This window comes from Pseudomonas sp. zfem003, from assembly GCF_032621675.1.
Classification (GTDB): Bacteria; Pseudomonadota; Gammaproteobacteria; order Pseudomonadales; family Pseudomonadaceae; genus Metapseudomonas; species Metapseudomonas otitidis.
On sequence record NZ_JAVYJG010000004.1, the window covers coordinates 489,590 to 510,735 of the forward strand.

At 71.5% G+C, this 21,146-nt stretch carries 18 protein-coding genes; 5 read left to right on the forward strand and 13 right to left on the reverse strand.

Annotation, left to right across the window (positions count from 1 at the left end):
* The first annotated feature begins 13 nt into the window (after positions 1–13).
* Complete coding sequence (locus tag RTK35_RS11145) at positions 14–1,225, forward strand: sensor domain-containing diguanylate cyclase (protein WP_236215251.1); 1,212 nt, start codon at positions 14–16, stop codon at positions 1,223–1,225.
* Here the strand turns inward: RTK35_RS11145 and RTK35_RS11150 are convergent.
* From RTK35_RS11150 to glgA, 10 genes are read right to left on the reverse strand one after another with little or no spacing between them, the layout of a single operon-like run.
* Positions 1,195–1,851 carry a glycosyltransferase family A protein gene (locus RTK35_RS11150; RefSeq protein ID WP_316908015.1) on the reverse strand — a complete coding sequence of 219 codons (657 nt, stop codon included), beginning with the start codon at positions 1,849–1,851 and terminating at the stop codon, positions 1,195–1,197. The two genes, RTK35_RS11145 and RTK35_RS11150, sit on opposite strands and share 31 nt — an antisense overlap.
* Entirely contained in the window at positions 1,848–2,459 is a 612-nt protein-coding gene (locus tag RTK35_RS11155) for a class I SAM-dependent methyltransferase (RefSeq protein ID WP_316908016.1), read from the reverse strand. The genes RTK35_RS11150 and RTK35_RS11155 overlap by 4 nt, the downstream gene beginning before the upstream one ends.
* A complete protein-coding gene (locus RTK35_RS11160; protein ID WP_316908017.1) occupies positions 2,456–3,208 on the reverse strand; it encodes a PIG-L family deacetylase in 753 nt (250 codons plus the stop codon). Before RTK35_RS11160 ends, RTK35_RS11155 begins: the two co-directional genes overlap by 4 nt.
* Positions 3,205–4,227 (reverse strand): acyl-CoA dehydrogenase, encoded by a 1,023-nt coding sequence (locus RTK35_RS11165; protein WP_107328695.1) that lies wholly within the window; start codon positions 4,225–4,227, stop codon positions 3,205–3,207. The genes RTK35_RS11160 and RTK35_RS11165 overlap by 4 nt, the downstream gene beginning before the upstream one ends.
* Complete coding sequence (gene glgX, locus RTK35_RS11170) at positions 4,227–6,353, reverse strand: glycogen debranching protein GlgX (RefSeq protein WP_316908018.1); 2,127 nt, start codon at positions 6,351–6,353, stop codon at positions 4,227–4,229. Before glgX ends, RTK35_RS11165 begins: the two co-directional genes overlap by 1 nt.
* Before the next feature lie 25 nt (positions 6,354–6,378).
* On the reverse strand, positions 6,379–6,693 hold the full coding sequence (locus tag RTK35_RS11175; RefSeq protein WP_316908019.1) for a DUF2934 domain-containing protein: 315 nt from the start codon (positions 6,691–6,693) through the stop codon (positions 6,379–6,381).
* Positions 6,690–9,485: a malto-oligosyltrehalose synthase gene (locus RTK35_RS11180; protein WP_316908020.1), complete on the reverse strand. Its 2,796-nt coding sequence runs from the start codon at positions 9,483–9,485 to the stop codon at positions 6,690–6,692. Before RTK35_RS11180 ends, RTK35_RS11175 begins: the two co-directional genes overlap by 4 nt.
* A complete protein-coding gene (gene malQ, locus RTK35_RS11185) occupies positions 9,478–11,547 on the reverse strand; it encodes a 4-alpha-glucanotransferase (RefSeq protein ID WP_316908021.1) in 2,070 nt (689 codons plus the stop codon). Before malQ ends, RTK35_RS11180 begins: the two co-directional genes overlap by 8 nt.
* A complete protein-coding gene (gene treZ, locus RTK35_RS11190) occupies positions 11,544–13,307 on the reverse strand; it encodes a malto-oligosyltrehalose trehalohydrolase (protein ID WP_316908022.1) in 1,764 nt (587 codons plus the stop codon). Before treZ ends, malQ begins: the two co-directional genes overlap by 4 nt.
* Positions 13,307–14,854, reverse strand: a complete 1,548-nt coding sequence (gene glgA, locus RTK35_RS11195; RefSeq protein WP_316908023.1) for a glycogen synthase GlgA — start codon at positions 14,852–14,854, stop codon at positions 13,307–13,309. Before glgA ends, treZ begins: the two co-directional genes overlap by 1 nt.
* Before the next feature lie 276 nt (positions 14,855–15,130).
* Between glgA and RTK35_RS11200 the strand changes: the two genes are divergently transcribed.
* Positions 15,131–15,652, forward strand: coding sequence for a CinA family protein (locus RTK35_RS11200; RefSeq protein WP_208275973.1), 522 nt, complete (start codon positions 15,131–15,133; stop codon positions 15,650–15,652).
* On the opposite strand, the gene RTK35_RS11205 is transcribed toward RTK35_RS11200, so the two are convergent.
* Positions 15,637–16,758, reverse strand: a complete 1,122-nt coding sequence (locus RTK35_RS11205) for a mechanosensitive ion channel family protein (RefSeq protein ID WP_172433710.1) — start codon at positions 16,756–16,758, stop codon at positions 15,637–15,639. The genes RTK35_RS11200 and RTK35_RS11205 overlap by 16 nt on opposite strands.
* Positions 16,759–16,996: 238 nt before the next feature.
* On the opposite strand from RTK35_RS11205, the gene RTK35_RS11210 reads away from it, so the two are divergent.
* From RTK35_RS11210 to metC, 3 genes are all read left to right on the forward strand, one after another.
* Positions 16,997–17,350, forward strand: a complete 354-nt coding sequence (locus tag RTK35_RS11210; protein WP_074971714.1) for a hypothetical protein — start codon at positions 16,997–16,999, stop codon at positions 17,348–17,350.
* 119 nt (positions 17,351–17,469) lie between these two features.
* Positions 17,470–17,664: a hypothetical protein gene (locus RTK35_RS11215; RefSeq protein WP_074971713.1), complete on the forward strand. Its 195-nt coding sequence runs from the start codon at positions 17,470–17,472 to the stop codon at positions 17,662–17,664.
* Positions 17,665–17,757: 93 nt separating this feature from the next.
* Positions 17,758–18,936, forward strand: a complete 1,179-nt coding sequence (gene metC, locus RTK35_RS11220) for a cystathionine beta-lyase (RefSeq protein ID WP_316908024.1) — start codon at positions 17,758–17,760, stop codon at positions 18,934–18,936.
* A gap of 6 nt (positions 18,937–18,942) precedes the next feature.
* On the opposite strand, the gene RTK35_RS11225 is transcribed toward metC, so the two are convergent.
* Together RTK35_RS11225 and RTK35_RS11230 are read right to left on the reverse strand one after the other, a co-directional pair.
* Positions 18,943–19,383 (reverse strand): anti-virulence regulator CigR family protein, encoded by a 441-nt coding sequence (locus RTK35_RS11225; RefSeq protein ID WP_074971711.1) that lies wholly within the window; start codon positions 19,381–19,383, stop codon positions 18,943–18,945.
* Between the two features lie 2 nt (positions 19,384–19,385).
* Positions 19,386–20,993, reverse strand: a complete 1,608-nt coding sequence (locus RTK35_RS11230; RefSeq protein ID WP_316908025.1) for a putative bifunctional diguanylate cyclase/phosphodiesterase — start codon at positions 20,991–20,993, stop codon at positions 19,386–19,388.
* Positions 20,994–21,146: the final 153 nt, after the last annotated feature.

Here is a 21,146-nt window from a genome sequence, read left to right on the forward strand (position 1 = left end):
GGGAGAGTAGGGAATGCGCGATCCGGACAACGAGCAGCTGTACCAGGCACACCAGGGCCGGACCTTCATGCGTCCGCGCTTTCCGCCCCGCCTGGAGCAGCAGTACCGCGAATCGCTGACGCGGGATTTCCTGCCGTTCCAGAAGGCCTCGGCCGTGGTGGTGCTGCTGGTGTGGGCGCTGTTCATGGGGCTGGACCTGCTGCACTTCGACCTGCAGGCCGGCCTCGATGGCTGGCTGGTACTGCTGGCGGTGGTGCGGGTCGGCATCCTGTTGCTGCTCACCAGCCTGGTGCTGCAGATGCTGCTGCGCGGCATCGAGGCCTACTCGGTACGCTTCGCCTCGTGGGTGCTGCTATTGGTGCTGGCCGGTGGCATGGCCTCGATCTTCATCTACCGCATCAAGGGCCTGTATTTCTCCGACGGCATCTTCGCCTTGCTCGGCGTGGCGGCCTTCTTCCCCCTGGGCATCAGCTTCCGCCGCAGCCTGCTGGTGGCCCTGGCGCTGTTCGCTCTCTGGCTGCTGGTGGGCTACCCGGTGTACGCCGCAGAGGCACCCGAGCAGTACGGCTCGGTGTCCCTGGTGTTCCTGCTGTCGATCCTCGCCTGTGCCACGGGGGGCTACATCCGCGATCAGGTCAAGCGCGAGCAGTTCCTCCTGCGCGAGCTGCTCAAGTGGCAGTCCAGCCATGACCCGCTGACCGGCCTGCACAACCGTCGCGCCTTCGACCAGCACGTGCAGACCGTGCTGGGCCTGGCCGCGCGGGAGCGCGCGAGCCTGGCCCAGCTGATCATCGATCTCGACTACTTCAAGCAGTACAACGACTACTACGGCCACCAGGCCGGGGACGCCGCCCTGTGCGCGGTGGCCAGGGTGCTGGAGGCCTTCGCCCGCCGCCCGCTGGACATCGCCGCGCGGCTGGGTGGCGAGGAGTTCACCCTGGTGCTCTACGACGTGGAAGAGGCCCATCTGGAAACGGTGGCGCTGCGGATCGTCCAGCAGGTGCGGGCCCTGGAAGTTCCCCATGCGCGATCGGCGGCCGCCCCGGTGCTGACGGTGAGCGTCGGTGCCTGCCTGTTCCACCTGCCCGTCAGTGAGGCGCTGATGTACCGCCGCTCCGACGAACTGCTCTACGAGGCCAAGCGCCTCGGCCGCAACCGCAGCTGCGTGGCCGTGGAGGGTTCGCCGGTGGCGCTTCAGGAGGAGGCCAGCAGCGCCCTCAGGTAGCCGGCGAAGCCCTCCGGCGCGCGCCCCAGCAGCCGGGCACTGGTGTACACCCGGGGCCGCGCGCTCCAGGCGATGCGCGCGCCGATCCGGGCGAAGGCCTGCACCAGGTGCACGTCCTCATGGGCCGGCAGGGGCGCAAAGCCCCCGGCGCGCAGGTAGGCGCGGGCGCAGAAGCCGAGGTTGGCGCCGTGCACGTGGCGGTGGTCGTCCGCGTCGCAGTAGTGCTGCTCATAGCGGTCCCGGACGTGCCCCGGCAGGTCGTCCCAGTCGGTGACCTGCACGGTGCCGCAGACCAGTTCCGCCCCCATTTCGAGCTGATCCACCAGCCAGTTGGCATCCACCACGCTGTCGGCGTCGGTGCAGGCGATCCAGCGGGCGCCGGCTTCCAGCAGCGTCCTCGCCCCTTCGCCTCGCGCACGGCCCACGTTGCGCGCCTGCAGCGCCCGCGTCTCCACCCCGTAGGCATGAGCGATGGCGGCGCTGCCGTCGCTGCAGCTGTCCAGCACCACCAGCACGCGCACCGGCTCGCCGCCCAGCCCTGGGTGCGTGGCTGCAAGGAGTACGGAGTCGAGGCAGGCACCCAGGTGGGCTTCTTCGTCATGCACGGGGATCACCACGCCGATCATGCCGGCCCCTCGCGCAGGCCTTCACTCTGGGCCACCGTGGTGGCGTCGCGGCTCCACACCTCCAGCAGCAGGTCGGGCTCCTCGTGATAGAGCAGCCGGGGCATGTCCAGCGCGCCTCGCAGGTAGCCGTGGACGTCGTCGCCGGTCAGCGGGCAGCCCTCGATGGCGGGGCGCCAGTGGCAGGCCAGCAGCGTGCCCTGCTCGGTCAGCGACGCGCGCGCCTGCTTCACCAGCCGCTGCAGGTCCGTCGTGTCCAGGTAGTAGCCCAGCTCGCTGAACAGGACCAGGTCGAAGCGCCCCCGTGGCCATTGCTGGGGCAGGCGCGCCTGCACGAAGCGCACGTTGGGCTTGCGCGCCACCCGCCGCCGGGCCAGCTCCACGGCCCGTTCCGAGGTGTCGCAGGCCAGCAGCTCGTGGCAGCGGTCGGCCAGGCGCAGGCTCAGCTCGCCGTTGCCGCAGCCGGGCTCGAAGACCCGCTCGTAGAAGCCGCGCGGCAGCGCCGCCAGCACCAGGTTGCGCTTGCGCCGCTCGTACCAGCGGCGGCGGAAGGCCCAGGGGTCGGCGCTGCGTTGGTACAGCGCCTCGAAATAGGCATCACCCACGCTCATATGAACACCAGTTCGAAGGGTTGCAGCAGGCGCGCCAGGGCCGCGTCGTCGAGGATCGGTCCGTGGCCGTCCGGCGAGGCATCCAGCTGGCTGGCGAAGGCCGCCACCGCCCGCTGCTTGCGCACCCGTTGAGAGGGATCGAGGGGCAGCCGACGGGCCCGCTCCCAGGGCAGGCGCGGGTCCTCCGGCGTGGCCCAGTGCCAGGCCCACACCGGGTACTCGCAGACGTGGCAGCCCACCGCCTGGGCAGCGGCCAGGGTGGCCCGGCCACAGGCCTCGTGGTCCGGATGGCCGTCCCCGCGCCAGGTGGTGAACACCACGTCGTCTGCCCGCAGGCGCTGGCCGAGCCAGTCGACCAGCGCCTGCTCACTGGCAGCGATCCCGCCATCCGGCAGGCCGGCCCGCCAGCAGGGAATGTCCCGGTCCGGTACCAGGCGCCGCAGCGCCTCGCGGCTTTCCTCCGGGCGTACCCGGGCCAGGTGGCTGGGCGGCCAGGCACGGGAACCGGGATGACTGGCCTCGCCATCGGTCATGGCGATCACCTGGCACGCGCGCCCCAGCTGCGCCAGCTGCTGAATCAGCCCGCCGCAGCCGAGCACCTCGTCATCCGGATGGGGCGCGACGATCACCGCGCGCTGCCCGGGGCGCACCATTTCCGCTGCGTCGAGGGTGGGCACCTGCGCCAGGTGCGACGAGGCCTGCCAGGCCGCCAGCGACGTGCCGAAGCCCCAGGCGGGGTCGGCCCTCATGGCAGCCAGCCTCCGGCCGGCGCCTGGGCGGCCAGTTGGCCCAATGCCGCCAGGTCCCGTTCGGCGTGGCTCTGGCGCAGGTACACCGGCAGGTCGGCGAGCAGCCTCGCCAGGTGCGGGTCCAGGCAATAGGGCGCCGCGCCCAGGGCGTGGCCGACATGCAGCAGGGTGGCTTCGGCGGCCGCCTCGACCACCGCACGCAGGCGCCGGGCAATGTGCTCGGCGTCCTCCAGGGGGTGGGCGTCGATCCATTCCGCCGCATCGGCCAGGGCGCAGCCGGCTGCGTAGAGCTGCGCGTCCACCGCACCCAGGTGGGCGAGGGCATGGGGTTCGCCCTGCTCGGCGCAGCGTCTGCGCAAGGCTTCGGCCAGTGCCTGGGTGGCGCCGAACCAGCAGGCGGCGATGCCGGCGCCACCGTGCCAGAAGCCCGGCCGGTGCAGGTAGCCGTCCGCCGGGCCGACGCAGTGCCCCCGGGCCTGGTCGAAGAGCACGCTGTGGCTGCCGGTGGTGCCCATGCCGCAGGCGTGCCAGACCCCATCCTCGAAGGCCACGCCCGGCTGGTCCAGGGCCACGGCCACCAGTTGCTGGCTGCCGTCCTCGGCCCAGGCGGTGAGCAGCGCATGGCTGAGCACCCGCGCGCCGGAACACCAGGCCTTGCGGCCATCCAGGCGCACGTCCTGGGACGTGGTGCGGCCGTTGAGGTGGACCCGGGCGTCCGGCGGTTCGGCGGCCCAGGTGCCCCAGGTGCTGTCCGGCGGCGGTGCGTCCGCCCCCAGTTCGTGGAGGATGGCCAGGGCATCGGTGTGCCCCTCGTAGAGCTTGCACAGCCCCAGGTCCCGCGCGGCGACGCGGGCCAGGGCGCGCCAGCGGTCCAGGGTGGCGCCGTCACCGGGTTGCGGCAGGCAGTCCAGCCCGGCGGCCACCAGCTCCCGCAGCGCCTGCCCGAGGGCGGCGGTGTCGTCCACCGGCAGGGGTTCCAGTGCAAGGCGCAGGCGGTCGAGGAAGAAGCCGCCCGCCATCAATCGGCCTCCTTGCGCAGCTCGAACAGCACCAGGGCGCGGCCGGTCACCACGAATTCCTCGCCGAACTCGTGCCGGGCCAGGCCCCGCTCATCCGGGCGGGCGGTGTCCGCCAGGCACACCCAGGCCACGCCCTGGGCCACTTCCGGAAGCTGGAAGGCCACGCCCTCGTGGTGCGCGTTGAGCAGGATCAGCAGCGTGGCGTCGGCACCGCTGCGGCGGATGCCGGTGGGCTGCGCGCGGCCGTCCAGCAGCACGCCCAGGCTGCGGGTGTGGCCGTCGTCCCATTGCTCGGGGGTCATCTCCTCGCCGTCGGGGGCGAGCCAGGTGACGTCGCGCACCCCCAGCTCCTCGTTGTAGTCGCCCACCAGGAAGCGGCCCCGGCGGAGGATCGGGTAGGCGCGGCGCAGGCTGATCAGGCGCCGGGTGAAGTCCAGCAGGCCCCGGCCTTCGTCGTCCATCTCCCAGTCCACCCAGCCGATCTCGTTGTCCTGGCAGTAGGCGTTGTTGTTGCCGTGCTGGGTGCGGCCGAACTCGTCGCCGGCCACCAGCATCGGCGTGCCCTGGGAGAACAGCAGCGTGGCCATCAGGTTGCGCATCTGGCGCAGGCGCAGCTCGCGGATCTCCGGGGCGTCCGTGGGGCCTTCGGCACCGTGGTTCCAGGACAGGTTGTTGTCGCTGCCGTCGCGGTTGTCCTCGTCGTTGGCCTCGTTGTGCTTGTGGTCGTAGCTGACCACGTCGCGCAGGGTGAAACCGTCGTGGGCGGTGATGAAGTTGACCGAGGCGAAGGGCCGCCGGCCGCGCTGGTTGAACAGGTCGCCGGAGGCGGTGAGCCGCCGGGCCAGGTGCGCCACCTGGCCGGGGTCGCCGCGCCAGAAGGCGCGCACGGTGTCGCGGAAGCGGTCGTTCCACTCCACCCAGCCCGGCGGGAAGCCGCCCACCTGGTAGCCGCCGGGGCCGCAGTCCCAGGGTTCGGCGATGAGTTTGACCTTGCTCAGCACCGGGTCCTGGCGGCAGGCGACGAGGAAGCCGTGGCGCTCGTCGAAGCCGTGGGGGTGGCGGCCGAGGATGGTGGCGAGGTCGAAGCGGAAGCCGTCCACGCGCATCTCCGTGGCCCAGTAGCGCAGGGAGTCGGTGACCATCTGCAGCACGCAGGGGTGGCTCAGGTCGAGGGTGTTGCCGGTGCCGGAGTCGTTGATGTAGTAGCGCCGCTCATCGGGCATGAGGCGGTAGTAGGTGGCGTTGTCGATGCCGCGCATGGACAGGGTCGGGCCCAGCTCGTTGCCCTCGGCGGTGTGGTTGTAGACCACGTCGAGGATCAGCTCCAGCCCGGCGTCGTGCAGGTGCGCCACCAGCTCCTTGAATTCGTTGACGTGGCCGCTGGCGAGGTACGCCGGGTGCGGCGCGAAGAAGGCCAGGGTGTTGTAGCCCCAGTAGTTGTTCATGCCCTTTTCCAGCAGATGCTGGTCGTTGACGAAGGCATGGATGGGCAGCAGCTCGATGCTGCTCACGCCCAGGGATCGCACGTGCTGCAACAGGTCGGCGTTCATCAGCCCGGCGAAGGTGCCGCGCAGGTGCTCCGGCACCGAGGGGTGGCGCATGCTGATGCCGCGCAGGTGGGTCTCGTAGATCACCGTGGAGTCCCAGGGCACCCGCACCGGCTTCTGCTCGGGCCAGGTGAAGGCCGGGTCCAGCACCTTGGACTTGGGCACGAAGGGCGCGCTGTCGCGCTCGTCGAAGGAGAGGTCGGCGTCCGGGTGGCCGATGGTGTAGCCGAACAGCGACTCCGACCAGCGCAGCCGCCCCACCAGCTGGCGGGCGTAAGGGTCTACCAGCAGCTTGTTGGGGTTGAAGCGGTGGCCGGCGTCGGGTTCGTAGGGGCCGTGCACCCGGTAGCCATAGATCAGCCCCGGGTGGGCGTCGGGCAGGTAGCCGTGCCAGATCTCGTCGGTGTACTCGGGCAGTTCGATGCGCTCCAGTTCCCGCTCGCCCTTGCTGTCGAAGAGGCACAGCTCGACCTTGGTGGCGTGGGCGGAGAACAGCGCGAAATTCACGCCCAGGCCGTCCCAGGTGGCGCCGAGTGGAAAGGGGTGGCCTTCGGTGATCCGTGAGCGTTGCCTGCTCATGTGGTGGCTCCTGTACGGCCTGGGGTCAGGCTTTGGGTGTCTTGGGGGTGCGTGGGGCGCGGGATTTCTTCAGCAGGGCGGGCTTTTCCTCGGCCTCGCTGGCGGCGGGCTTGGCCGCCCGAGGGCGGCGCGTGGGGGTGACCGGGCCGGAGGAGGTGTCCACCGCCCGGGGTTTGCTGGCCGGCCGCGAGGTGGGTTCCGGCGGGGTATCGCGGGGCTTCTCGCGCTGGGCCAGCTTGCGCGCCATCTCCCAGTGGCGAGCGTCCTGGCCGTGGGGACGGCCCTCGGATTCCCAGATCTGGTAGGCGAGTTCGCGGACGCGCTGATCGTCGGTGTTCATGGCATGGCTCCTGTGGCATGGGGGCGGAAACACAGCAGGTTGACGGGGAAGTCGGCGAGCGCCCGGGACAGGGCCAGGCCTTCGGGACCCACCTGGGGCGGCTCGCGGCTGAACACACCGGCGAGGGCGCCGGTGGCCGGGTCGAAGGGCAGCTCCACGCGGGTATCGCCCCAGCGCAGGGGCGGCACCTGGGGCACCTTGGTGCCTTCCAGCAAGGCATCCACCAGGCGCGGGGCGATCACCACCAGGTATTCGCCGTCGCGCTGGCGGGCGAAGGCGATCACCCGCTCGGCGTGTTCGCCGTGCACCGGCAGGGGCTGGTAGTCGCCCCGGGCGAACAGCCCGGCGCGGGCGTAGCGCACCGACAGCACGCTGCCGATCAGCCACTGCTTGATGCGCCCGTCGCGCCAGCCCAGCAGCAGGTCGGCCTGGTCGCGCAGGGTGCCCAGGGCGTCGATGCGCGCGGCGTAATCCACCGGCCGGCGGTTGTCCGGGTCCACCAGGCTGAAGTCCCAGAACTCGGTGCCCTGGTAGAGGTCCGGCACCCCTGGCGTGGTCATGCGCAGCAGGCATTGCACCAGCCCGTTGAGGGCGCCGCCGGGGGCGATGGCCATGGCCGCGTCGGCAATGCTGCGACGCAGCTGGGTGGCGGCATCGCTGCCCAGCAGGCTGTCGAGGAAGGCGCGGCAGGCGCCCTCGTAGTCGCCGTTGGGGGCGCTCCAGCTGGTCTGCAGCTTGGCTTCGCGCAGGGCCTTTTCCTGCCAGCGCAGCAGGCGCTCGCGGTAGGCGGCGAGGCCGGCGTGGTCGTCGGCTGCCAGGTCCAGCGGCCAACTGCCCAGCAGGCACTGGTAGAGCATCAGTTCGTCGCCGGGGCTGATGGCCAGCGGGCCGGTGGCTTCGCGCAGGGGCGCGGCCAGGCGCCGCCACTGTTCGCAGCACTCGGCGAACCAGGCAGCGCGCTCGCTGAGCACCGCCAGGCGCGCACGGCTGTCCTCGCCGCGCTTGTGGTCATGGGTGGCGGTGGTCAGCAGGTTGTCCGGGAAGCTCTGCGCGCGGGCCTGGCAGGCCGCGTGGAAGGCTTCCAGCGGGGCGCTGAAGCGTTGCGGGTCGAAGCCCACGTCGTTGCGTGAGAGCAGCACCGCCGAGCGGTAGCAGGCGGTGTCCTCCACGGCCTTGGCCGCCGCCGGCGCGGTGAGCTGCTGGAAGCGCGCCACAACCTGCCGGCGCAGCCGGCGCTGGGCCAGGGGCACGGCCCTCAGCGGTTCGCCGCCGAGCCAGCGCTCCAGGTGGTCGAGCAGCGGGCGGTCGGCGTCGCCCAGTTCGGTGCAGGCCGCGTCGAAGGCCTGGCGGAACAGCCGCTGGTCCTGGGCGGAGCGGCCGCAGGCGTTGACGTAGGTGCGGTAGACGCTGAACTGGCCGATCAGCGCGTGCAGTGCCCGGCGGATGCCGCCGAGGGTCAGGTCGCGGGTCGCCAGGTCGCTGCGCGCCACCTGCAGCAGCGCCTGGGCGAGGTTCTCCAGGTCGCCGGCGAGGTTGCTGCCGAGGATCAGTTCGCGGGCCTCGCGGACCTCGTCGAGGAAGCGCGGCGAACGCCCGCTGGTCTCGCTCCACAGGCCGCACAGCTGCAACTCGCCGAGGGGCGAGTGCTGCAGCAGCGACACCTGGTTCATGAATTCGTAGCCGGTGGTGCCGTCCACCAGCCAGTCGCCGGGCAGCGCCTCGTCGGGGCCGAGGATCTTCTCCACGTAGAGGGGGAAAGGCTGCTCCGCCAGGCCGGCCGGTCGTTGTGCCGCCAGCCGCTGCACCCGGCGGCGCAGGCGTCGGCAGTAGCCGCGCGGGTCGGCCAGGCCGTCGACGTGGTCCAGGCGCAGCCCGTCCACCAGGCCGCGCTGGATCAGCTCGAAGACCTTGGCATGCACCGCCTCGAACACCTCCGGGCGTTCCACCCGCAGGCCGCCCAGCTCGTTGATGTCGAAGAAGCGCCGCCAGTTGATGTCGTCGGCGGCGGTGCGCCAGCTGGCCAGGCGGTAGTGCTGGCGCTCCAGCAGGGCGTGCAGGCGTTCGAAGCCCGCCGGGTCGTCGCCCCGGAACGCCGCCAGGGCGTTCGCCAGTGCCTCGCCGGTCGGCGCGGCGCGGCCCAGGGCCTGGCGCAGCTCACGGGCGCGCTGCCAGGCGTCGGCGGAGCCTTCGAGGGCGTCGAAGCTGGCGGCCAGGGCCTGCAATGCCGGGTCGTCGGCGCGCCGCAGCACCTCGCCGTAGGTGGCCGGCCAGAGCGGGAAGCGGTGGTCGAAATGCTGGGCGTAGAGCGCGCCGCTGCTGCCGTCGTAATGCAGGCGCACCTCGCCGGCGGCGAGGACTTCAGCGTAGTCGCTGCGCAGGAAGGGGATCAGCAGCTGCCCGCGCAGCAGCGGGTCGTGGGATTGCCACTGGATGTCGAAGAACTGCGCGTAGGGGCTGGCGCGGCCCCATTCGAGCACGTCCAGCCACCAGGGGTTGTCGCCGCCGCCCACGGCCATGTGGTTGGGCACCAGGTCGAGGATGAGCCCCATGTGGTGCTCGCGCAGGGCGGCCACCAGGCGCTCCAGGGCCGGCTCGCCGCCCAGCTCGGGGTTGACCCGGGTGGGGTCGACCACGTCGTAGCCGTGGGTGGAACCGGCCCGGGCCTGGAGCACGGGCGACAGGTACAGGTGGCTCACGCCGAGACGGGCGAAGTAGGGCACCTGGGCGCGGGCGTCGTCGAGGGTGAAGCCGGCGTGCAGTTGCAGGCGCAGCGTGGCACGCAGTTCAGTCATGGGGGTGTTCCTGTTGCCGGCGGGTGTGGTCGAGGCGCTGCAGGCGGGCGCTCACCTCGGGGCGTTCGAGCAGGCTGGCGGCGGCTTCCGGCCAGCGCCGGCGCCAGTTGGGGTGCAGGTCGCCGGGGCCGGGGAGGTTGGGTTGCTCCTCGCTGCCGACGGCGTCCTCTAGGGGCAGCAGCACCAGGGGCGCGGGGGTCCTGCCGATGAAGGCGATGGCCGCATCGAGGTCGTCTTCGGGGGCCTGGCCGTGGCGCTGGCCGCTGGCGTGCAGGGCGCTTTCCAGGGCCTGGCGTTCCCGCTGGCGGTGCTCACGGTCGGCCTCGGCCTGCTCGGGCCGGGTCTGGCCGGCGGCCTCGCGCCAGTGGATGTCGCGCCCGGCGAGCCAGCCGCGCAGGGTCGGCAGGTCGTGGGTGGTGGTGGTGGCCAGGGCATCCGCCGGCCAGGCGTCGGGCGGCGTGAAGCGACCGTCGGCCTGCTCGAACAGCAGCACGCGCATGCCGAGGATCAGCCGCCGGCCGAGGGCTTCGCGCAGCCCCTCGGGCACGGTGCCGAGGTCTTCACCGACGATCAGCGCACGGTGGCGGGTGGCTTCCAGGCAGAGCAGGCGCAGCAGGTCTTCCCGGGGGTAGTTGAGGTAGGCGCCATGTCGGGGATCGGCGCCTTCCGGTAGGACCCAGAGGCGCTGCAGGCCCATCACGTGGTCGATGCGCAGGCCGCCGGCGTGGGCGAGGTTGGCCCGCAGCATCTCGATGAAGGCGCGGAAGCCCTGTTGGCGCAGGCCCTCGGGGGAGAAGGCGGAAATGCCCCAGGCCTGGCCGCTGCGGTTGAGGATGTCCGGCGGGGCGCCTACCGTCAGCGACGGCAGCAGTTCGGCCTGGCGCGCCCAGGCCTGGCTGCCGGCACCGTCGGCGCCCACGGCCAGGTCGGCGATCAGCCCGACGGCCATGCCGGCGCCGCGCGCGGCACTCTGGGCGCGGTCCAGCCCGCGCGCCACCAGCCACTGGGCGAAGGCGTGGAAGCGCACCTCGTCGGCATGCTCTTCGGCGAAGTGCAGCACCGCCGGGCTGGCGGGGTCGCGGTAGGGCTCCGGCCAGGTGCGCCAGTCGGTGGGCAGGCCGCTGCGGCTCATGAAGCCGTGCAGGGCTTCGAAGCGGCAGTGCTGCACCAGGGCGTCGCCGGCGTGCTGGCAGAAGCTGTCGAAGTCGACGCTGTGCAGGTTCTCCCCGGCGGCGAAACCCTGGTAGAGCTGGCGCAGCAGCTGCAGGCGGGCGGCGGAGGCGGCCGGCCAGTCCACCAGCGGGAGGGATTCCAGGCGCTGCAGCTCGGGGCCGAGGCCGGTGGCGAGGACCGCCTCGCGCCAGGCGCGGTCGCCGAGGATGCTGGCCGGCGCGGCGTGCAGCACGTTGAACAGCAGGCGGCTGGAGGGCGAATAGGGGCTGTAGCGCTGCAGGTCGGCGCTGAACATGGCGTGCACCGGGCTCAGGGCGATGGCGTCGGCACCCTGGGCGGCGGCGCTGCGTACCAGCTCTTCCAGGGCCTGGGTGTCCCCCAGGCCACCGTCACCGGGGCGGCGCAGGCCGTACAGCTGGGCCGCCAGGCCCCAGATGTGGCGGCGGCGGTGGTCGCTGAGCTGGGCGACGCTGGGGCAGGCCGGCGGGGCGACGGCGAGGGTCACCGCCTGGTCGCCCAGGTGCAGCTGGTGGTAGCCCCAGGCGGTGAGGGCGGGCAGGCGCGCCTGGTCGTCCAGGTGGCCATCCACCACGCCGCCGTCCTCCAGCTGGACGCGGAAGGCGGCGCCGGGCCGGGCATGGGAGGCGAGCGCCAGGGGCTGGCCCTGGTCCAGGGTCAGCAGCCGGGGCAGGGTGGCGGCCTCATGCCGGGCCTGCAGGTGGGCCAGGCTGCCGGCGATCTGCTGCTCGCTCCGGGCCGGGTAGCCGAGGGCCTCCAGCAGCGCGCGCAGGCTGTCGGGAGCGATCTGTTGCGGGCGGCCGTCGGCGTCGGTCCAGTGGACGCTGAACCCCGCCGCCGTGGCCAGGGCTTCCAGCTGGGCGTCGCTCATCGCGGGTCCTCCAGGGTGACCACCACGCTGTGGGGCGGCAGCACGCCCTGGCGGTAGTCGGCGTCGTCGATGCCGTCGGCGTGCAGGGTGCGGGCCTCGGGGTGGGGCAGCGGGGTGCGCACGGTGACCGCCGAGAGGTTCAGGTCGATGCGCAGGTGGCTGCCGTCGCCCAGCCGCCAGCCGGCGGAGACGGCCTTGTCCTCCAGGACCCGCGCGCCGATGGCCTGGCTGCCCGGCAGGCGCGGCACCAGGTGGGCATGGCGCACCTGCAGCAGGCGCTGGTAGAGCCGGCGCCAGGCCTCGGCATCGGCTTCGGTGGCGGCGGCGCTGTCGGGCATGGAGCGGCTGAAGGTGGAGAAATCGTTGGGGTCGGGGATGGCGTCGCGCTGCTCGGGCCGGGTGAAGGCGCTGAAGGCGGCGAACTCGGCGCGGCGGCCTTCGCGCACGGCCTGGCCGAGGGCTTCGTTGTGGGAGGTGAAGTACAGGAAGGGCTGCTCGGAGCCCCATTCCTCGCCCATGAACAGCAGCGGCACCATGGGGCTGAGCAGCAACAGGGCAACGCTGGCCCGCAGCGCGGCGGGCTCCGCCAGGCTGGCCAGGCGCTCGCCCAGGGCGCGGTTGCCCACCTGGTCGTGGTTCTGCAGGAATAGCACGAAGGCGGTGGGCGGCAGGTGCGCGCTGGGTTCGCCGCGCTGGGCGCCGCGCGGGCTGGTCTCGCCCTGGTAGACGAAGCCCTCGCCCAGGCAGCGGGCCAGGTGGCTGGTGGGTTCGCGGGCGAAGTCGGCGTAGTAGCCCTCGTTCTCGCCGGTGAGCAGCACGTGCAGCACGTTGTGGCCGTCGTCGTTCCACTGGGCGTCGAAGCCCTGTTCCAGCAGGCTGGCGGCGTTGTCTTCGTTCTCCAGCACCAGGTGCACGTGGCGCCCGGCGGTGGCGCGGCGCACGCGGTCGGCCAGCTCGACGAGGAAGTCGCGGTCGGGGATGGCGTGCACCGCATCCAGGCGCAGGCCGTCCATGCGGTAGTCCAGCAGCCACATCAGCGCGTTCTCGCAGAAGAAGTCGCGCACCTGCACGCGGCGGAAGTCGATGGCCGGCCCCCAGGGGGTGTGGCGGTCGTCGCGGAAGAAGGCGCCGGCGTAGCGGCCAAGGTAGTTGCCGTCCGGGCCGAAGTGGTTGTAGACCACGTCCACCAGCACCATCAGGCCCAGCTCGTGGGCACGGTCCACCAGGGCGCGCAGCTCGTCGGGGGTGCCGTAGGAGGATTCCGGGGCGAACGGCAGCACGCCGTCGTAGCCCCAGTTGCGCGCGCCGGGGAATTCGGCCAGGGGCATCAGTTCGATGGCGGTCACCCCCAGTTCGGCGAGGCCGGGCAGCAGGGCGGTGACCTGGCTGAAACCGCCGAGCAGGCCGACGTGTAGCTCGTAGATCACCGCCTCGTGCCAGGGGCGCCCGTTCCACTCGGTGCAGCGCCAGGCGTAGCGGGACGGGTCCTGCACTTCGCTGTCGCCGTGCACGTCGTCCAGCTGGCGGCGCGAGGCCGGGTCGGGCACCTCCAGTTCGCCGTCGATGCGGAAGCGGTAGGCGGTGCCGGCCCCCACCGGCAGCTGCACGCTGTACCAGCCGTCGGCGTGGGGAGCCATGGAGTGGGTCTCGCCCGAGGCGAGGCGCAGCTCCACCTGGCGGGCGTCCGGTGCCCAGAGGGCGAAGCGGGTGCTGCCGTCGTCCTGGAACCAGGCGCCGTGGCTGCGGGTGACCGGGTACATCAGCGCGCCCCTCCGCTGGCGAGGGTGACGCGCTGGCCGATCAGCCGCTGGTACAGCTGGTCGTAGGGCAGCACCGACTCGCGCCAGAACAGTGGCGCGGCCATGGCCTGGCAGCGCATGGCGTCCAGCAGTTCGGGGTGGCGGTAGACGTTCAGCGCGCGCTGCACGGCGTCCCAGTAGCTGGCGGCATCGGGCTCGCGGAACAGGAAGCCGGTGACGCCGTCCTCGATGGTGTCCGCCAGGCCGCCGGTGCAGCGGGCGATGGGCAGGGAGCCGAAGCGCTGGGCGTACATCTGGCTCAGGCCGCAGGGTTCGAAGCGCGACGGCATGAGCAGGAAATCGCTGGCGGCGAACAGGCGGCGGGCGTCGGTCTCGTTGAAGCCGACGCGCACGCCGATGCGCCCGGCATGGCGCTGCGCCAGGGCCTCCATGGCCAGCTCCAGCTCGGGCTCGCCACGGCCGATCACCGCCAGGCGGCCGCCCTGGGCGACGATGCGGTCGGCGATCTCCAGGGTCAGGTCGATGCCTTTCTGCTGCACCAGGCGCGAGACCACGGCGAACAGCGGGGCGGGTTCGCTGTCCAGGCCGTAGAGCTGCTCCACGAAGCGGCGGTTGGCCTGCTTGCCCTGCCAGGCGCGGGGGGCGAAGCCTTCTACCAGGTGGGTGTCGCTGCGCGGGTCCCAGCTCTCGTCGATGCCGTTGGTGATGCCGCTCAGGCGGCCTTCGGCGACGCGCTGGCGCAGCATGCCTTCCAGGCCGCAGCCGAAGGCCTCGGTGGTGATCTCGCGGGCGTAGTTGTCGCTCACCGTGGTGGTGTGCCGGGCGTGGGCGATGCCGGCCTTGAGGAACGACAGCTTGCCGTAGAACTCCATGCTCTCCGGGCGGAAGGCCTGCTCCGGCAGGCCCAGCTCGGGGGCGCTGTGGGGGTCGCAGAGACCCTGGTAGGCCAGGTTGTGGATGGTGAACACGCTGGGGGTGGCCTGGCCGCGCCAGGCCAGGTAGGCCGGCGCCAGGCCGCTGGGCCAGTCGTTGGCGTGCACCAGCTCGGGCACCCAGCTGAGGCCGGCCTGGCCGCCGGCGAGGTCGGCGGCGGCCAGGCCCAGGCGGGCGAAGCGGATGTGGTTGTCGGCCCAGTCGCGGCCATGGGCGTCGCCATAGGGGGTGCCTTCGCGCTCGTACAGCTCGGGGCAGATCAGCACGTAGACGATCAGCCCGTCCGGCAGGTCCATGCGCCCGACCCGGCAGGGCGGCAGGGCGGCGTGCCCCGGCAGGCGGCCGATGACCCGGATCGGGTGGCCGCTGTGCAGCACCGAGCGGTAGCCGGGGATCAGCACGCGGATGTCGTGGCGGGAGGCGAGGGCTCGGGGCAGGGCAGCGGAAACGTCCCCCAGGCCACCGACCTTGACCAGGTCGGCGAACTCCGAGGTGACGAAGAGGATTCGTTTTTTCTGGCTATTGGTTCCAAGGCTTTCCACGTGCAACTGGGGCCGACTGGCGAGGGTGGACCCCAGGCCTTCGAGTTGAAGGCTCACTACCGCATTTCCCATACCATCCTCCGCTTTCGAATATCCCTGAACGGGGCGGCGGAGCGCCGGGGCGCAAGCCATCTATCACTGCTGGCGGTCCGGGCCGCCGGCCGCTTGGAAGATGAGTTGAAGGTCCCGACGCAGACGTCCGCTCCCCACATGAATCGAGACCGGAGGCCCGGCGGGATAGTTTCGACTTTATTTCCCGGCGGCCTCCGCCGGACGGCGGCGCTGCGGGGGGAACTCGGCCCCGGGGCCGGCCTTCATAGCTAGCAACAGCGAACGGAGGAAAGGGCCATGCAGCATGTCGAGCAGGTGGTGAGCTTCCTGGAGCGGTACCAGTTGACCCTGGTGACCGCGGAGTCCTGCACGGCGGGGCTGATGACCTCGATCCTCGCGGACGTGCCCGGGTGCGGGCAGGTGCTGGACGCGGGCTACGTGGTGTACTCCCCCGAGGCCAAGCAGCGCTGCCTGGGGGTGTCGCCGGACACCATGGAGCGCTTCGGCCTGACCAGCGAGGAAGTCGCCCGGGAAATGGCCCTGGGGGCGCTGGAGGCCGCCGACCGTGCCGGTGTGGCCCTCGCCAACACCGGGTTGGCCGAAGGGGCCGGCGAGGCGGATGGGCTGGTGTGCTTCGCCTGCGCCATGTACCTGGACGGCGAGCCCTGGGTGGTGAGCGAGCAGCGCCATTTCGACGGAGAGCGCAACAGGGTGCGTGAGCAGGCGGCCCGCCATGGCCTGCTGCAGCTGCCCTATTACTACGAGCGCCTGCACCAGGCCTGGGCGGTGCGCCAGCCGGTGGATCAGACCGGCGGCTGACGCTCGGGCCCGGCGATGGGGCCGTCGCCAACTGCCGGGGCCTGGGGCGGCTGCAGCGAGCGCAGTTCGGCCCGCATGCGCGGCAGGCTGTCGGGGTAGTTGCGGTTGACGAAGCTGATGAGGTTCTCCCGCAGGTAGCAGCGCAGGTCCCAGTTGCGCGAGGAGTCGGCGGAGCTGACCAGCACCCGAAGCTGCATGGCGCGGTCGGTGGCGTCCACCACCTGCAGCACGCTGACGCGGCCGTCCCAGAGCTTGGGCTGCTCGCCGCAGAGCCGGTCCAGCTCGCGCCGCAGGGGCTCCAGGGGCAGGGCGTAGTCGACCCAGATGATCACCGCGCCGGTGATCGACGCGCCGACCCGGGTCCAGTTCTGGAAGGGGTTCTCGATGAACCACTGCAGCGGCACCACCAGGCGGCGGTCATCCCAGATGCGCACCACGACATAGGTGCCGGTGATCTCCTCGATGCGCCCCCATTCGCCCTGGACGATCACCACGTCGTCCAGGCGGATCGGCTGGGTCAGGGCAATCTGCAGGCCGGCGATGAGGTTGCCCAGCACCGGCTTGGCGGCGAAGCCCACCGCCAGCCCGGCCACCCCGGCCGAGGCCAGCAGGCTGGTGCCCAGCTGCCGGGCGGTGGGGAAGGTCATCAGCATGCAGGCCACGCCGAACAGCACCACGAAGAAGCTCAGGGTGCGCACCAGCACACGGGTCTGGGTCTGGATGCGGCGGGCTTGCAGGTTGTCGGCGATGTCCACCGGGTGGCGCAGCAGGATCACCTGCTGCACCGCGTCCACCGCGCGCAGGCCGAGCCAGGTGAAGGTGCCGATCAGCACCAGGGAGGTGAGGCGGCGCAGCGGCTCGATGAACAGCAGGTCGTCCGGCGCGGAGCTGAGCACCGTCTGCACCCCCAGCAGCGGCAGCAGCAGGTACAGCGGGCGGCGCACCCGCTGCAGCAGCTCGCGCAGAAACAGCACGGGGCGGGTCAGGCGCTCGAACACCCGCAGGACAGCGCGGGACACCAGGGACAGGACGAGGAAGACCGCGAGGACGGTGAGCAGCAGGCGCAACTCGGGCCAGGGCAGGTGGGGCAGCCAGGCTTCGGGCATGGGGCACTCCTGGAACGGCGGGTTTTCGATGGCCGGGGCACTCGGCGAAGCAGCGACGCGTCGGCCAACGCTTGGGGATTCCCTGTTAGTGACCCGGTGAGGGGGAGGGGGTTCGGGTGAATCGCCCTGGCCGTTCGTCGTCCTTACACAACCTTTACCCGGGCGCTGCGATCCGTTTTGTGCCGTTGCGGTCTGAACAGGCATCCCGGCACCTGTCCCGCCGGGCAGGAGGAAAACCATGTTTCGTCGTTTGCCCCAGGTGGCCCTGTTGGTGGGAGCCGCCGCACTGGCCGGCCAGGCGTCCGCCCATGGGCATGATGCCGGCCCGGCGATCGTCGGCGCCGTCGTGGGGGCCGTGGTCGGCGGAGCCATCGTCGCGTCCCGTCCGGCGCCGGTCTATGTGGAACAACCCGCCCCGGTGTATGTGCAGCCGGCCCCCGTCTACGTGGCGCCGCCGCCACCGCCGCCGGTCTACGTCTACCCGGCACAACCGGTGTATTACCAGAGCGTGCCGGTGTACGCCCCGCCGCCGCGCTACTACGGGCCCCGCTACTACGGCCCGCCCCATCGCTGGGGTGGCCCGCACTGGTAACCCATGCCAACGAGCCCCACTCCGGTGGGGCTCGCTGCGTCTGGCGACCGTTCGGCGGCTGGGGCGAGCGCACAGCGGCACGGGGCTTCCAAGCTCCATCGCCACCCGAGGGAACACCCATGGAACGCCCGATCGCCGCAGCGGATGCCTACCGGTTCGGAACCACCTGTGAACGCGCCGTACGCCCCGGCACCCGCCCGGAGGGCTCGGGCAGCCTGGCCCGTCGCGACGAACCCGCACCGGGCAGCCTGCTCATGGAGCGCAACGCCGTCACCGTCGAGCGACGGGGCGAGCCGGGTGGTTCACGGGGCTGAGGCTCACCCGGGCTGCCGACGGCGAGGGGGAATCGGTTAGCATCGCGGCCTTTGCCCGGCCATGTGCGCCGGGCCCCGACAGGCTGCAGGCACATGAACAGAGACGACATCCCTTCCTTCGGCATCGGCACCCAGCTGTCCATGCTCGGGCGCGACCCTTCCGAGCAGTACGGCTTCGTCAACGGCCCGCTGTACCGGGGCTCCACGGTCATCTACAAGACCCTCGACGACATCGAGCAGCGCCGCGCGCGCTTCTCCTACGGCACCGCCGGCACGCCCACCATCGCCAACCTGGAAGATGCCTGGACCCAACTGGCCGGCGCCGCTGGCACGGTGCTCTCGCCCTCGGGCCTGGGCGCGGTGTCCCTGGCGCTGTTCAGCACCACCCGCGCGGGTGACCACATCCTGGTGCCGGACAGCGTCTACCGGCCGACCCGGCATTTCTGCAACCACATGCTGGCCCGCTACGGCGTCACCACCACCTACTACGACCCGATGATCGGCGCCGGCATCGAGGCGCTGATGCGCCCCGAGACCACCACGCTGTTCCTCGAAGCGCCGGGCTCGCAGACCTTCGAAGTGCCGGACCTGCCGGCCTTGGTGGAGGTGGCGCGGCGGCGCGGGGTGCGCACTATCCTCGACAACACCTGGGCGACCCCGCTGTTCCTGCGGGCCCATGACCTGGGCATCGACCTGACGGTGGAGGCGGGCACCAAGTACCTGGGCGGGCATTCGGACCTGCTGCTGGGCCTGGTGACGGCCAACGCCGAATGCTGGCCGGCCCTGCGTGCCACCTACGACAGCATGTCCATGCTGCCGGGGGCCGAGGATTGCGTACTGGCGCTGCGCGGCCTGCGCACGCTGAAGCTGCGGCTGGAAGAGGCCCAGCGCCGGGGCCTGGAAATGGCCCACTGGCTCAAGGCCCGGCCGGAGGTGAAGCGCGTGCTGCACCCGGCCTTCGAGGACTGCCCCGGGCATGCGCACTGGAAGCGTGACTTCACGGGGGCTTCGGGGCTGTTCTCCATCGTTCTGGAGGACCGCTACAGCCGCGAGGGCCTGGCGGCCATGCTGGACCAGCTGCGGGTGTTCAGCATGGGCTTCTCCTGGGGCGGCTACGAGAGCCTGGTGATCCCCTTCGACTGCCGCAGCTACCGCACCGCCACGGCCTGGACGGAGCCGGGCTTCTGCCTGCGCCTGCAGATCGGCCTGGAGGACATGGACGACCTCAAGGCCGACCTGGCCGAGGGCTTCGCCCGGCTGGCGGCCTGCTGAGGCGGTTCAGTCCAGCACGTCGTGTAGGACGTCCTGGATGAGCCCGGTGGCCACGGCCACCAACAGCAGGTCGGTCCCGGCCTGCACCCAGTCGTAGCCGGGGTAGGACGGCAGCCGCTGCAGCAGGCGGCCGTCCAGCTTGCGGGCGATGCCGGGCGGTAGCGGCTTGCCCCGCGCGAGGTTCTTGCGGATGCCCGGGGGCAGCGAAGCGCCGGGGCTCCAGTAGTCACGGTTGTCCTGCAGGACGATGCGGATGCCGCCGAGGTCGATGCTCGGCCCCGCCGACTGGGTCGCCGCATTGCCGTGGCCGCCGTGCCCATTGCCGTTGCCATGACCGTTGTTGCCCTTGCCGTTGCCATTGCCGGGCGACGCCAGGGCGGAGGCGCTCGCGCCTGCCAGCAACAGGGCGCAGGCGAGCAGCAGCGGGCGGTGGTTCGGGGTGTGCATGATCAGGACTCCGTGGAGTGGGGACGGGCGGAAGGCCGCGGGACCGGCCCCAGCAGGCAGGGCCCACGGGCCACCATGGCGGTGGCCTGGGCGGTGGACACCGGCGGGCTGAAGTAATACCCCTGGCCTTGCCGGCAGCCGACGCTCTGCAGCCATTCCAGCTGCCGCTGCGTCTCGATGCCTTCGGCAACGGTGGGAATGCCGAGTTCCTGGCTGAGGCCGAGCATGGCCCGCAGGATGCTTTCGTCCTTGCTGCCGTTGTCCAGTGCGGCGACGAACTGGCGGTCGATCTTGAGCTTGTCGAAGTTGTAGCGGCTGATGTGGGCGAGGGACGAGTAGCCGGTGCCGAAGTCGTCCAGCGACACGCGGATGCCCATGGCCTGCAGCGCCTGGATGTTGGCGTTGGCCCGCTCGACGTGGTCGATCACGGCGGTCTCGGTCACCTCCAGCTCCAGCCGCCTGGGCGGGAAACCTACCTTGTTGAGGATGCGCGAGACGTGGAACGGCAGGCTTTCGTCGGCCAGGTCGATGGCGCTGAGGTTGAACGAGAGGAACACGCCGGTGGGCCACTGGCGGGCTTCCTCGCAGGCGCGCTGGAGCAGTTCGCGGGTGATGCGGGTGATGTAGCCGAGGCGCTCGGCTGCGGGGATGAACTGCGCCGGCCCCAGGCTGCCGGCCTCGGGGTGGTCGAGCCGGGCGAGGGCCTCGAAGCCGAGGATTTCGCCGCTTTCCAGGGCGACGATGGGTTGGTAGTCCACCCGCAGGTAGCCGGCCTTCATGCCTTCGTCGAGCAGCTTCACCAGGCGCGTCTGCTGCTCCAGCTCGGTGTCGTTGCCGGGCTCGTAGAACACCACCATGTTGCGCCCCTCGCGCTTGCCTGACTGCACGCAGAAGGCGGCGCGGGCCATGAGGTCGTCCAGTCGCCGACCATCGTCCGGGTAACGGGCGACGCCGAGGGTGGCGCTGACTTCGATACGTGCGTCCTCATGCTGTACCGGCTGGCGGATCAGCTCCAGCAGGGCCTCCAGCAGGGCGCTGGCGGCGGTGTGGCTCTTCTGGGAATGCAGCACCAGGGTGAATTCGTCGGCACCGCTGCGGCCGATCAGGTCGCCCTCGGGCAGCGCCGTGCCCAGCCGGCGGGCCAGCACCTGCAACAGGTGGTCGCCGGCCTCGTGGCTGTGCAGGTCGTTGACCAGGCGGAAGCCGTCCAGGTCCACCAGCACGAAGTAGAACGGCGAGTCAGAAACCCCCAGGCAGGGTTCCAGGTGGCTGCGCAGCCCCCGGCGGTTGGGCAGGCCGGTGAGCATGTCGTGTTCGGCCAGGCGGGTGACCTTGAGTTCCGCGCTGCGCCGGGCCTGGGCCTCCCAGCGCATCTCCATCAGCCGGCGCACACCGAAGATGAAACCGCACCAGCCCACCAGGCTGAGCATCAGCAGGATCTCGTCCAGTTCCCAGTGCTCGTGACGTACGGCCGCCCGTTGCAGGAGGTCGCCCACATCGAAGTGGACCAGCAGGGCGAGGCTGACCAGGGCGAACAGCAGGATCAGGACGATGTCACGCTTCATCCGGCCGGTGCGTGGGCGGGCAGGGCGGTCGTGGGTATCGGGCATGCGGGATCGGCACTCCGGAGCCCCGGCGCAGGGCTGTCGCCGGGGATACGGAAAATATAGACGCGCCTGGTGAGGGTGGGGGCCCGCTGAATCTAACGGGGCCGGGCGCATGGCCGGGTGATGGCACAGGCACCATCACCCGGCTGCGTTCGC